This window comes from Pedobacter sp. AK013 (assembly GCF_014205835.1).
Taxonomy (GTDB): Bacteria; Bacteroidota; Bacteroidia; order Sphingobacteriales; family Sphingobacteriaceae; genus Pedobacter.
Genome location: NZ_JACHCQ010000005.1, coordinates 14,337 through 27,676 on the forward strand (window position 1 = coordinate 14,337; position 13,340 = coordinate 27,676).

A 13,340-nucleotide genomic window follows, 5' to 3' on the forward strand; every position below is an offset into this window, starting at 1 on the left:
AATAAATTACAGTCTTAATTTTTCCATCAATAGTTGCCTATAGTTTGTACCTATCGGGATTTCTTCTGAACCCAATGTTAAAGTATTTCCTTTTAATGTTTTGATTTTGGAGAGGTTAATTAAATAGGAGCGGTGAATACGCTGGAATTTGGTAGGTGGCAACATTTCTTCAAAGATCTTAAGGTGCTTGGATACAAAGTATTTAATGTCGCCCGAACAGAAAATCCAGCAGAAATCTTTTTCTGCATGGATAAAATCAATATCAACATGGTTAATACGTACCAACTTCGAATCCTGTTTAACAAAAATGTAATCAGGAGTCTCTGGTATCGGTTGGGGATGAAATGGCATTTTTCGATCTATTGCTTTCTGTACAGCCTGGTAAAATCGTTCAAATGTAATGGGCTTTAACAGATAGTCTACAGAATTCAGTTCAAAGCCTTCTACTGCAAAATTGGCAAAAGCAGTGGTAAAAATAACAAGGGGTGCCCGGCGCAATGATCTTAAAAATTCTGTTCCGGTAATGGTTGGCATCTGGATATCCAAGAAAATGAGATCAATGGGCGTTTCATACAAAGCTTCATATGCTTCGGTTGCGTTCTTGCATTTTTTGATAAGCGATACCTCTGGGATTTTCTCTATATACCCCTCGAGCAATTTTCTTGCAATGGGTTCATCATCCACAATAAGACAATTTAGTTTGACCATAGCTGGATAGTTAAATTTACAGAATAAACACCATTTAAAACTGAAGTTTCATACCAATGGTTATTCTTGTAATAAAGGTTCAATCTCTTTTTCAGGTTATTAATACCTATGCCACCAACTGCACGCCCTTTTTGTTCTTCACCTATATCATTCTCAATGGCAAACCTGAATCTTCCCTGCAATACGTCTAAAAAAATATCAATATACGAGCCTTCTTCATCACTATTGTATTTAAAAGCATTATCAATTAACGGTATTAACAATAAAGGAGCGATATGATAATCATTATGGTCTAGTTGCCATTTAAAATTCACCTTGGTGTCGTTCAGTCTCACTTTTTCCAGTTCGATATAATCGCTCATCAGTTTCAGTTCTTTTTCTATTGGCATCAAGTCTTCATTGGAATCGTACAGGGTATAACGCAACAACTCAGAAAGCCTCGATACCAATCCTGCCGATTTCTCTTTATCACCGCTAAGAATGAGCCCATAGATATTGTTCATGGCATTGAACAGAAAATGTGGATTTAGCTGTGCCTTTAAAAAATTGAATTCGAGTTGCAGATTTTCTTTGGCCAGTTCCAAGGCCCGAATGTTGCTCCTAAAGGACTGAATAGCCATTTTGATGCTGAATGGAATGCACAGCGCAAACAAGAGTATAATGGGTGTACCTAATCCTAAAAGCCTGGTCAGTGTTATATTGATAAGGCCCCGTTCCAGGTAAGCTGCGTAAGCCACATTCTCGTGGTTCAGGATTTTCTTACATTCTTCACATGTATTTATAATGATTATTTCAAGGTAAGAATCCAGCACCGTATAGCAAATCACTGCCGTTAATAGATAAGTAATCCCAATTGCATAATGCCTTTTACGTAATGTCGGCAATATTCCATATAATGTTATGTAATAAAATGTAGCTAGAACAATAGTGCTAGCTAAAGTTATAAGCAGATAGGCTGTTACCGGAAAGGATTTATATACATTGAACGAAACATTTGTTAGATAGAGTTTTATCAGAAAAAGCATTGTCCAAAAGAGAAAGTGTAAGCCTATCCTGATTGTTGGCTTAATATAGATTTTTTCGACGAGCCTGGAGATCTGCATGGGTTAAATATCTGTTATTCTCTACACTACCGCAAATATTAACGACCAACAGCCTAAATTCGACAACTAACCCCAATTATGACCCGACAAGCAGTTTTTGCTTGGCGAATTATCGCTTTATTGCTTAAAAACTGGCTTTAATATCGGTTTTTTTCTATTCTGTCGATTAAAGTTGCGGGTGAAAATTAAAATTAGGCTATTTACATAAAAATCACAATTATGAAAATGATTGCAAATCTGCCACCATGGCTTAAAGTAGTATGTTATTTCCTATTCCTGTTTCTTGCAACAGTCATTGCAGGGGTCGTTCCAGTACTCAACGATTTTATTTTCTTTTTTATTATTGCGCTAATAATGAGCTGGATATTGCTTAGGTTAGAAAACAAATCTCTATCTTCCTTAGGTTTCTGGCCAAGAGATAAGAGAACAACAACTGATTTTTTTAAAGGGCTTGGTATTGGGATCGGGATGCTGATTGTAACTTTTCTTTTAACAGTCTTACTCACCAAAGACAATTGGAAGCTGAACAGTCATATCGATCCAATTTCTCTGTTGGTTACTTTTCTGATGTGTTTGTGGTCTGCATTTGTTCAGGAATTTGTTTTCAGAGGCTATCCATTCCAGGAGCTTCTAAAAAAATACCATCCATGGGTTGCACAGTTACTGATTGTTATTCCATTTGGGTTGATGCATATTAATAAAGGGATGGCGGTAGATGATATTATCCTGGTTATGTTGTCTACCGGGGCTGGCTCGGTGCTCTTTGGCTTGGCTTATATTAAGACTAAAAATTTGATGTTTCCCATCGGGATCCATTTGGGATGGAATTACGCACAGGAGCTCATCCCACGAACTGCAGGAGGCAAAGGTTCTGCTTTGGTCATCATCAACAACAGCCATGCCACCTATAATATGTTTAATATATCTTTACCTTATTTCTTAATCATACTTATAACCATAATCGCCATTTGGAAAATCAAAAAGCCCGTAGGATAAAATAAGGCTTAATTGATGACAGGTAAATTTGCAACTATACATTTGATAATTTAATCAACCGGAGCTTAAAATTATTCGTAACTTTCTAAATTCAGCTCAGCAAAGTAAAATATGAATCATTAGCATATTGCCTGATGATTTTAGGCCACCATTTCCTTATTATACCGATTTCGATATTCCAGTGGAGAAACTCCAGTAATTTTCCGAAATACCTCTCTAAAAGCCTTTACATCTGCATAACCTACCTCATACATTACTTCATTAACGGTTTTTCTAGTGGTTTCTAAAGCCTTTTTAGCCGATTCTATTTTAGCACGTTGCAAATATTCTATTGGTGTGTTTCCCGTTGCCTTAATAAATCTTCTATCAAAACTTCTCCTGCCAACTGAAAACCTGGTCGATAAATCTTCTACAGATATTTTTTGTTGGAGGTTGTTCTCAATATAATTTTGTGCTTCTTTAACCATTTCATCGCCATGTAATTTTTGCCCTTTAAAAATAATAAAGCTAGATTGGCTTTGCCTGTCCATCTCTATCTGGAAAACCTTCGAACAAAAGATAGCCGTTTGCCTATCAAAGTATTTTTCTACTAGATAAAGGAGTAGATTTAAAAAAGAATAAGCCCCACCGTTAGTATATATACCATTTTCGTCAGTAATCAGTTTATCTGGTTGTAAATCTACTTTTGGAAACATTTTGCTGAAATGATCAGCTACAATCCAATGTGTAGAACAGGTTTTGCCATCTAATAAACCAGTTGATGCCAAAAGGTATGCTCCGGTACAAACACTCGCTATTTCGGCACCATTTTTATATTGTGTAGAAATCCAACCAATCAGTTCATTGTTCCCTTCCATTGCCTGTTGGTAATTGTGATTTAAAGAGGGGATAATTACAAGATCGGTTTTGGTTATAGATGAAATATGTTTGTGCGGTTTCACTGAAAATAAACCTTCATAAAAATCGACTGCTTTGGAAATACCTGCCAGCTCAATTTTGAATAGCTGTCTTTTGCCGTTTTCCTGCCAGTATGCATTAGCCCTGCTTAAGATTTTATATGAACCAACAATACTACTTAGGTTGTTCGGCCCGTCGGGTACAAGGATGGTAATGTGTTTCATCTTAGTGGTTTTATATTATTTTCGCATTAATCTGCTATTTTTTGTTTAAAGATAAAACTTAAAGCTGTCCAAATCAACCCGCTATAATGTCTATTTTGCACCCTGTTTGCAACCTATATTGCTGTTAACTTTGTTTTATTCTAATCAATCTTAAATTTAAACAACAGCAGAACCTATGGAAAAGCAAGATTTTACAGCCACCATTTTGGTAGATCAAAGTCCGAATGAAGCATTTAATGCCATCACCAATGTTAGGGGATGGTGGTCGGAAGCCATTGAAGGAGATACCGATATTCTTAACGCCGAATCCGTTTATCATTATAGAGATATCCATTATTGTAAAATGAAATTAATTGAACTGATTCCAGATCAAAAAGTGGCTTGGTTAATATTAGACAACTATTTTAAGTTTACAACCGATAAAAGCGAATGGATTGGTACAAAGCTGGTTTTCGATATTTCTAAAAAGGGTGCACAAACCGCTGTAACTTTTACACACGAGGGCTTAGTGCCTCATTACGAATGTTATGTGATTTGCAGGGAAGCATGGACCAACTATATTAAAGAAAGTTTGTATAAACTAATTACTACAGGGAAGGGAGAGCCAAACCCTAAAGAAAATGATGGTTTTAATACCAAACTGGCAAAAAAGTGGAAACTGGAAGCCTAATAAAGACTGCAGCCTGTTCAATTTTAATGAACAGGCTGCAGTTAATATATACACTCATCAATTTTACTTTCATCTTCTTTCCAAATCAGCAACCCGATATTTATGCTTAAATTTATTAGGGTTTCTTTTTGGATTCAAAGCCGTATAAACCATTTTGGTAGAGGTACGAAGCCATTTGGTAATTGGATATAGCTTCATTAATTAATTTCTGGTCTGCGGGTATGGCTACGGCACTTCCGGTAGTAAAATCGGGCTTGTATGTAGTTGCTTTTTTATTCGGATCGAGAATAACCAGCTTATCATTTTTAATGTAGCCTAAACTCTGATAAGTGCTAATAAAAGCCCTTTCTTCGCTATCTTTCATCTTAAACACATCCTGGCCAAAAAACTTACTGTTGTAACTGAAATTCAGGTATCCCAAAATTGTTGGACCAATATCGATCTGTGCAGTGAGTTTCTCGAATTTGCCAGGCGCAATGTGTCCTGGGCTGTAAAAAATCATTGGGATATGGTATTTATCAACCGGTAACTCTACTTTACCTGCACTAGAAGCGCAATGATCGGCTACAATTACGAATAACGTATTAGCAAACCAAGGTTTCTGTTTCGCTTCTCGTATAAATTTGCCAATAGCGTAATCGGTGTATTTAACTGCACCTTCTCTACCTGTGTGCGAGGGGATATCAATCCTACCTTCAGGATAAGTATAAGGGCGGTGGTTCGAAACCGTCATAATCTGCGCGAAAAAAGGTTTCTTGTCTTTATAATCTTTATCCAGTTCGCGTAACGAAAGTGTAAATAGATCTTCATCGGCTACGCCCCAGATGTTTGAATAATGGATTTCCGAATCCTGAAGTGCACTTCTATCCGTTACCTGGTAACCATTGTTAGAAAAGAACTCGTTCATATTATCGAAATAGCCATAGCCACCATAAATAAACCTGCTATTGTATCCTTTAGCGCGAAATATGCTGCCTAAGGTAAACAGGTTTTTATTATCAGGACGTTTAACGATCGATTGCCCTGGGGTAGGTGGGATGCAAAGCGATAGTGCTTCAAGGCCCCGTACGGTACGCGTTCCTGAAGCGTATAAATTGTTAAAGAGCAAACCTTCTTTTGCCAGCGAATCGAGTTGTGGGGTAATATGCTGCGTATTGCCAAAAGTACCTAGAAACTCAGCGCTTAAGCTTTCTACACTGATCAGTACTACATTCATCTTGTTTTCAGCTCCGGAATTATTGATCATTCTGGAGGTACTGATGTCGGTTCTTGCAATAGAATCTGCTGGGAGTAAGTGCTGAATAATATTGGCAGCGCTTTTAATGGGCAGCGTTTTGTAAAAGGCATCATAATCGAGCTGATTATGCCAAAAAGCATAGCCAAACTCATACATGCCATTGCCCGAAAGTTCGTTTACATATTGGTTACTGCTGTTGTTTTTCCACTTGTGGCTTACACAGAAATAAGTAAATACGGGCAGGCACAGCAAAATGAGTGCAATTTTGGTTCTTTTGCCAAAGCGTGTCTGCTGGTAGGTAGATACTGTAATTAAGTTTCTTAACAGGTAAACAACACCCGCAGTTAAAATAATCAACACAGCTAAAATGGTATTAATGGGATACGATTGGCGGATATTTCCGATCACTTCGGTTGTGTATACCAAATAATCGACAGCAATAAAGTTATAACGTACTGAAAATTCTTCCCAAAAGAACCATTCGGAAACGGCATTGAAAATGAGTGTTAAAATAACAACGAAAAAATAGATAAAGAGTAATACCCTGCTTGTTTTGCCCGTATAGGCTTTGGCTGGGAACAGCCAAAGGTAAATAACCAGCGGTATAACGGCAAAAGAGGCTGCAGCCAGATCGTAAAACAGACCGATGAGCAAAACTTTTAAGAGGTTTAAAATAGACCAGTCGAAAGAAGCCGCACTATAAATTAATAGTGTAATGCGGGTTAATAACGAAATGCTACATAATAACAACGTAGCCAGAAAAACAGGACCGAACCTGGTTTCTAATAGTTTACTTGTTTTTTCTTTAATGCTCATAATTGGGCGGCGTTCTAACGATTAAAACTTACCTGCAAGACCTTATTTTTTGTAAAGGGTAAAGGTAAGTTTCAATTCTGAAGGAACTCTGAATATTGGTTGGATAAGCGAAATTAGTATTAATGCTTTAAATTAGCAATTCATTAATACCTGGCTAACACCGTATTGTTATTGTTTTGAAAAATCAACACTCAATGTTGAAGTAAAGCGGGCAACTAATTTTTCATACAATGCTTTATTAATGGTACTCGAAACAATAATCATGTTATTGGCTCCGGTACGTGTGGTTTGTCCGAAATCGCTTGCAGTTAGGCCGGTTACCAGGGCATTAAGTTGTACCGTAACTTTAGCTACGTAAGTTCCGGCAGTAACTTCCACTCTCTTAGCCTCAAGTTTAACTACTTGTGCCTGGTTCATTTCGAATCTTACCGGAATTTTTGTTCCCGAAGCCTCAATATATGTTCCTGTTAATAACAAAGGCGGGTTGGTTAATGAGCTGGCCAAGGTTAGGTTAAATTGGTTATTCTCGTATACACCCGAAGCTATATTAACGGTGCCAGATAAAGAATCAGGTTTTAAAGCATTAACCAGGTAAAGGTTTTTAGTTTCTAGATTAATTGCCCCACTACCTGATTTGGTTGCACTGAATTCGATTTTGGCAACATTAACACTTGCTGTGGTCCAGTTTATGCTTCCGTTTGTACCAGCAGCTACCACAGCACCACTAGCGCTTGCATTGCTGCTTAACGAAGCATTTAAATTGCTGGCGCTAAAACTGTAGCTCAATTTGGTATCGGTAGCTACTTCTTTTTTTGTGCAGCCCATAAAAAGCACTAGCATGAACAGTGCGCTCGTAATTTGGTAAAGTTTAGTCATTTTGTTTGATTTTAAGGATATCAGATTTGGTTAGTGTTGATATTAAATATAAGCATCAATTCTGTAGCAATTCTGAAGTTGATCGAAAGCAATGGTTCGTGTCGCCACGAACCACTTATAAACTGATTTGCCTCTGTCAAACTGATTTGGATTGTCTTAAAATTTATAGCTGTAACCTAACCTGAACACTTGGGTTTCATAAAAATCCGTACTGTTAAATTTAAAGCCATTGCCATTAATTTCTTTTTTGATTTTTAAGGTATTAAAAATGTCGGTTCCGTTTAAGAAAATTTCACCTTTTCCTTTCTGAATCTGCTTTTTAATTCCAAGGTCTGTGGAAAAGCGGGCCCCAATTTTTCCTTGTGGAATAATATCTGGAGCCAGATAAACTGCAGATAGCTGGATGTCGGTTTTTGAAGCTAATTTGAACTGTCCGTTAAATTTAGCATTACTTGATACGATAGATTGATTGGGCATACTGTATATCGTTGGAACAGGGTATTGGTTGGCTATGCTAAAGGCGTTAATAGTGTTTTTATATAGTGTTGTACTTAAGTTAAACGAAAACCAGGAGTTAATTTCCTGTTGCCATAACAATTCGCCACCAGTGTTAAAGCTTTTTCCGGCATTTTGAAAAATATTATAAATAATGGTATTGCCCGGAACAATGGTGGCGATGCGAGTAATGGTTCCATTAACAATTTTATGAAAAGCAGCCCCGTAAAAATAGCCTTTGTCCCAATTGTATTTATAACCCAATTCTAAAGCATGCGTAAACTGAGGTCTGAGTGTCGGATTGCCAACTTTCAGCAATTCAGGCTCATCATATTTAGGAAATATCCTGATATCGACTTCATTTGGACGGTCTACCCTTTGGTTGTAGAAGGCACTTATTTTGTTTTGCTCATTTATTTTGTAAGCCAGGCGTACATTGGGGAATGGTCTGAAATATTCGTAACCATCGCTTTTATAGGTGTTATGATTGGGATTTACTTTATAATCTACACGTACATATTCCATCCTTAAGCCAGCTTCGAGTTCTATTTTGTTGTTCTCATAAACGTAGTTGCCATATACAGCTGGAATATTTTCGCGATAATCGGCCCAGCCACCCGCGTTAACATCAATAGGCGAGTTTAGACCCGGATAAAACTGCATATTTGTTGGAATTATTCTATAACGGTATTTTATACCACCTTCAATTCTTCCATGCTTTAACGGACGTACATAATCTAGATTAAAATCTGAAACATGCTCGTCTGACAGAAGTTTAAAAGCATCCATTCCGGTAAAGGTGGGCATGATGTTGGTGAAGAAATATTTTTCATCTTCACGGTGCCAGGTATAGTTAAAACCAGCATTCAAAGTGTGGCCTGGTTGTGCAAATTTATGTTGGTACAACGCGGTGCCTGTAGCGGTATATTTTACCTCATCCTCTACAAATTGCCACAGACGGTTCCGAACGGTAAAATCGCTATTGTAATAAGGAATATCACCCAGATCGCCAATTTTTTCGCGATTAAAAAAGCCTGATAGCGTAAAACTATTGCGCTCATTAGGATTATAATCAAAACCACTTTTTACCGTGGTAAATGTGGTGGTACGGTTGCGTTTAACTTGCTGGTTAATCACTGTACCATCATCATAAACCCTTTGCGAAAATTCGTTTTTATTTAAGGTTTGTGTATATAAATAATCGGCTTGTAAAAATGTATTTAACTTGTTCTTCCGGTAATTTAGAGATAGGGAAGGGTTAAATTTTGGAGTGGCCTGGTACTGCGGACTAATGCCCTGCAGATTCTCTTTCCTTAGCCATAAAGCACCCAAACCGGTGCTCATACCTAATTTTCCGTTAAAGCCTTCTTGCTTATTTTTCTTGTAAATGATATTAATAATACCTGCATTGCCATTGGCATCGTATTTTGAAGAGGGGTTGTTGATAATTTCGATGCGCTCGATAGCCGATGCCGGAATATTATCGAGCCCCGTTTGGCTGCCAAAACCTGTTATTGCGTTTTGTTTACCATCAATCAGCACCGCTATCTTATCGTTTCCCCTAAGCTGCACTTTTCCATCCTGAATGGTAATGCCTGGCAGGTTTTGCATGGCCTGTAGCACCGATCCGCCCAGTTGGCTGGTGTTTTTTGCGAGATCGTAAGTTTTTTTATCCAATTTATTGCTTAAACCTTCTGTTCGCGTACCTTGAATGTTAACAGTTTGCAGACTTTGTGCATCTTCTGTGAGTTCAAAAAGGCCCAGATCAAGAAAGGGACTGAGAGAGCCTATGTTAATCTGTTTTTTTAATGTTTGATATCCAACAATGCTGATGGCGAGATTATAATTACCCGAAGGAATGTCTTTAATGGTGAACCGGCCCTGATCATCGCTAATGGTACCCAGTAGTACCTTTTCGTCGTTTATTTTCTTTAAAACAACATTAGTGTAAGGAAGCGTGTTTTTGTTTTTCGCTTCTTTAATCTGTCCGGAAACGGTTACGACTTTTTCCTGTGCGCAAATATCATCCGCTAATAGAAATATAGAAAAGCAAAATAGCTTTAATATTCGTTTGTAGTTTTTCATAATTAATTAAGTTTTCCGCTGGCAAATTAGGATGCAAATCTGAAGAAAAACTGAATCTTAATGTTTTACGCCATCTTCAAATTTTCGACAGATTTGAACTGTAACTATGCAGAAAAAATGCTTCAATGATTAAAATTTATACATTATTATCTCTTTTATTTTTTGTACCCCTGGTTCTTTATGCTCAAATCAATGGTGTTATTGTTGGAAAAACTGTTGATGGATCTTCATTGAAAGCAATGGAATTCGTGAATATCGTATTAATGAAGCCTGGAAGTGCGGATATTATCAGAAGGGAAGTAACCGATGCAAAGGGAAACTATAAATTAAACAATGTTCCGGAAGGAACCTATTTTGTTGTAGCTAGTTTTATCGGTTATCAGAATTTTAAAAGCGCAAGTTTTGCAGTGAGTGCTACAAACAAAAGAATAATTCAGGATATAAAACTGGATGGCGGAATGAAAAATCTTGACGAGGTTACTGTTGCATCAAAAAAGCCACTTTACAACAATAGTATAGATAGAAAGGTTTACGATGTATCGCAGGATATGTTAGCTAAATCGGGATCAGCAAGTGAGGTATTGGCCAACGTTCCGCTGGTACAGGTAGATATGGATGGGAATATCAGTTTGCGCAATTCAACCGCTACTATTTTGATTAACGGAAAGGTTTCACCTTTAATGGGGGCAAATGCCGCAGCAGCATTACAACAATTCCCCGCTAATAGTATCGAAAAGATAGAAGTAATTACCAATCCATCAGCTAAATACAGACCCGATGGCACAGGTGGGATTATCAATATTGTATTGAAAAAGAATGTGAAACGGGGCTTAAACGGAACATTAACCGGAAATATTGGAAACCGTGAACGTTATAATGCCGGTGCAAATGTGAATGATAACATCGGTAAAATAAATATTTATGGAAATTACAGTTTGAAACTAGACGACAGGTTGAGGACCAATACTAATAACCGTGTGCAAACCGATCCGGTAACACAGGCAGTACGGTATTATGATGATTTCGCTACCCAGCGAGCGAGACCTTTTTCTAATATTGGTGGTATTGGTATAGACTATAATCTTTCTGATAAAACTACTATGGGCTTATCGGGCAATTTTTACGTTCGTAATATACACAAACATGATATTACCACTAAAATGATCCGTACGGCTTCGTCATTAGAGCAGGATTATGATAGAAAAAGGGAAAATTTCGAACAGGAAAAAAACTTTGATGCTACAATTTATGCAGAACACGGATTTAAAAAGAACGGAAACAAGTTAAGGCTGGAGTTTAATATTGCACATTCGCCAGAGGTTGAAGATAACCATTATACCAATTTGTTCAGGTATCCGGCTGTTGCCAACCAGTTAGATAATACCCTGATTAAACAAACTGCCGATCAGAAGCATGCGGCTATAACTTATGAAAACCCCATTACTGAAAACAGTAAGATTGAAGCAGGTTACGACGGACAGTACAATAAAGAAGATCTTGATTTTTACGGAGAAGCTTTTAATCAGGCTCAACAAAGATTTTTGACAGATTTTAATAAAACCAATCGTTTCATTTACAACGAAAATATACATGCCCTATACGGTACTTATGCTTTAGATATTAAAAAAATCGGGGTGATGTTAGGCTTAAGGGGAGAGTATGCAGATGTAACCTCTAAACTGATTACTACAGGAACGGTGGTACCCAATCATTATTTTAAATTGTACCCAACACTTCATTTTACCTATAAACTGGCTAAAAACAAAGAATTGCAGTTAAATTACAGCAGAAGGGTAAGAAGGCCAGAAGCCGATGAGTTAAATCCATTTGCAGAATACGCTGATCCTACTAATGTAAGAGTAGGTAATCCGTATTTATTGCCAGAAATTATCCACTCCGTAGAGCTGGGCTATCAGTGGAGTAACGATCATTTCAGTATTTTACCCGGCATTTATTACCGTTATACCTATAACCGTTTTACAGCCATTACAGCGCCATTAAATGATTCGGTTCTGGTAACCCGACAACAGAACCTGAGCAATGACCGGGCTTTTGGAGCTGATGTAATGCTTACCATGCATCCTAGTGATAAGCTGAGCTTTAACCTGATTCCAAACATATTTTATAATCAGATTGATGCTTCTAATCTTGGCTATAGCAATAAAAAATCTACCATTACCTGGTCGGCAAATGTTAATGGAAGTTATATTTTGCCATGGGGAACGGCCGTTCAGCTTAATTCTGTATATAAATCGGCACGTTTAACTCCGCAAGGTAAGTACCTGCCTAGCTATGTGTTAAATATTGGTTTAAGAGAGGAGGTTTTAAAGAAAAAAGGTTCTGTGTACCTCACGGTATCAGATTTGTTTAAATCACAGCGGCAGGTTGCCGAACTGCAATCACCTTTGCTCTTGCAAAACATTAATCAGAGAAGTAACTCCAGAATTTTTTACCTGGGTTTTAGTTATAATTTTGGCATCGTTAAGAAAAAGAAAGATTTGCAATTCGATAATAGTCAGTAAAACGTGAGGCTACAGTTTTTCTTCAGATTTGACCTATAATATTGTAGCATCTATTTTTTGTAAGTGGAAGAGGAAATATTGATCAATAGGGTATCAGATTATGTTCAGGAGCTTTTAGAAAATGAGCTTCCAGCGCACATGTATTTTCATAATTTCGAACATACCTTGCTGGTAGTAGAAGGTGTGAAGATAATTGGAGAGCACAGTGCTGTAAGCGGACACGAGATGTTGGTACTTACTTTGGCAGCCTATTTACACGACATTGGTTACACCAGGCAATATATGGGGCACGAGGCTATCAGCGCCGAAATGGCTGGCACTTTCTTAAGCACGAATGGTTTAAGTAGTTTGGATATAGAACAGGTTAAAAACTGCATTTTAGCTACTAAATATCCTCAACTGCCCCACAATAATTTAGAAAAAATAATATGCGATGCCGATTTTTATCATTTTGCATTGCCAGCTTATACCGATTTTGCTATAAGGTTGAAACGGGAGTGGGAAGAAAATATTAATTTGGCTTACAGTCATAGAGAATGGGATGCTATTAATATCAAAATGCTTATAGGCCACCAATATTTTACCGATTATGGCAGACAGTTTCTGCAAAAGAAGAAAGACCGGAATATAGAAAAGCTTATCCAGCGTTTTACCTGATTTAATTAGAACCAGATGTTTAACTTTCGGGTTTTAATGGTTACTTTAAAAGCA

Annotated in this window: 10 protein-coding genes; 4 read left to right on the forward strand and 6 right to left on the reverse strand. The window is 37.4% G+C overall.

Translation table 11 applies throughout. The features are described 5' to 3' along the window. Positions 1-6: 6 nt before the first annotated feature. Both HDC90_RS04895 and HDC90_RS04900 read right to left on the reverse strand, forming a co-directional pair. Positions 7-708, reverse strand: coding sequence for a LytTR family DNA-binding domain-containing protein (locus HDC90_RS04895; RefSeq protein ID WP_184464432.1), 702 nt, complete (start codon positions 706-708; stop codon positions 7-9). Then, positions 696-1,535 (reverse strand): histidine kinase, encoded by an 840-nt coding sequence (locus tag HDC90_RS04900; RefSeq protein ID WP_184464434.1) that lies wholly within the window; start codon positions 1,533-1,535, stop codon positions 696-698. Before HDC90_RS04900 ends, HDC90_RS04895 begins: the two co-directional genes overlap by 13 nt. Before the next feature lie 495 nt (positions 1,536-2,030). Here HDC90_RS04900 and HDC90_RS04905 point away from each other — a divergent pair, with 495 nt between their 5' ends. After that, the gene (locus HDC90_RS04905; protein WP_184464436.1) at positions 2,031-2,807 is read left to right on the forward strand and encodes a CPBP family intramembrane glutamic endopeptidase; all 777 of its coding nucleotides are present in this window, start codon (positions 2,031-2,033) and stop codon (positions 2,805-2,807) included. Between the two features lie 140 nt (positions 2,808-2,947). Here the strand turns inward: HDC90_RS04905 and HDC90_RS04910 are convergent, their stop codons facing one another. Next, positions 2,948-3,928 (reverse strand): GlxA family transcriptional regulator, encoded by a 981-nt coding sequence (locus HDC90_RS04910; RefSeq protein ID WP_184464438.1) that lies wholly within the window; start codon positions 3,926-3,928, stop codon positions 2,948-2,950. Between the two features lie 175 nt (positions 3,929-4,103). Between HDC90_RS04910 and HDC90_RS04915 the strand changes: the two genes are divergently transcribed. Then, positions 4,104-4,598: an SRPBCC domain-containing protein gene (locus HDC90_RS04915; protein WP_184464439.1), complete on the forward strand. Its 495-nt coding sequence runs from the start codon at positions 4,104-4,106 to the stop codon at positions 4,596-4,598. A 115-nt stretch (positions 4,599-4,713) separates the two neighbouring features. Here the strand turns inward: HDC90_RS04915 and HDC90_RS04920 are convergent, their stop codons facing one another. The 3 genes from HDC90_RS04920 to HDC90_RS04930 form a co-directional block, all read right to left on the reverse strand. Further along, positions 4,714-6,651 (reverse strand): LTA synthase family protein, encoded by a 1,938-nt coding sequence (locus HDC90_RS04920; RefSeq protein WP_184464441.1) that lies wholly within the window; start codon positions 6,649-6,651, stop codon positions 4,714-4,716. A 168-nt stretch (positions 6,652-6,819) separates the two neighbouring features. Beyond that, positions 6,820-7,527, reverse strand: coding sequence for a hypothetical protein (locus HDC90_RS04925; RefSeq protein ID WP_184464443.1), 708 nt, complete (start codon positions 7,525-7,527; stop codon positions 6,820-6,822). A 156-nt stretch (positions 7,528-7,683) separates the two neighbouring features. Continuing rightward, the gene (locus HDC90_RS04930) at positions 7,684-10,107 is read right to left on the reverse strand and encodes a TonB-dependent receptor domain-containing protein (protein ID WP_184464445.1); all 2,424 of its coding nucleotides are present in this window, start codon (positions 10,105-10,107) and stop codon (positions 7,684-7,686) included. Positions 10,108-10,232: 125 nt separating this feature from the next. Between HDC90_RS04930 and HDC90_RS04935 the strand changes: the two genes are divergently transcribed. Continuing rightward, positions 10,233-12,629, forward strand: coding sequence for a TonB-dependent receptor domain-containing protein (locus tag HDC90_RS04935; protein ID WP_184464447.1), 2,397 nt, complete (start codon positions 10,233-10,235; stop codon positions 12,627-12,629). Positions 12,630-12,692: 63 nt separating this feature from the next. Further along, positions 12,693-13,286 carry an HD domain-containing protein gene (locus tag HDC90_RS04940; RefSeq protein WP_184464449.1) on the forward strand — a complete coding sequence of 198 codons (594 nt, stop codon included), beginning with the start codon at positions 12,693-12,695 and terminating at the stop codon, positions 13,284-13,286. The last annotated feature ends 54 nt before the right edge of the window (positions 13,287-13,340 follow it).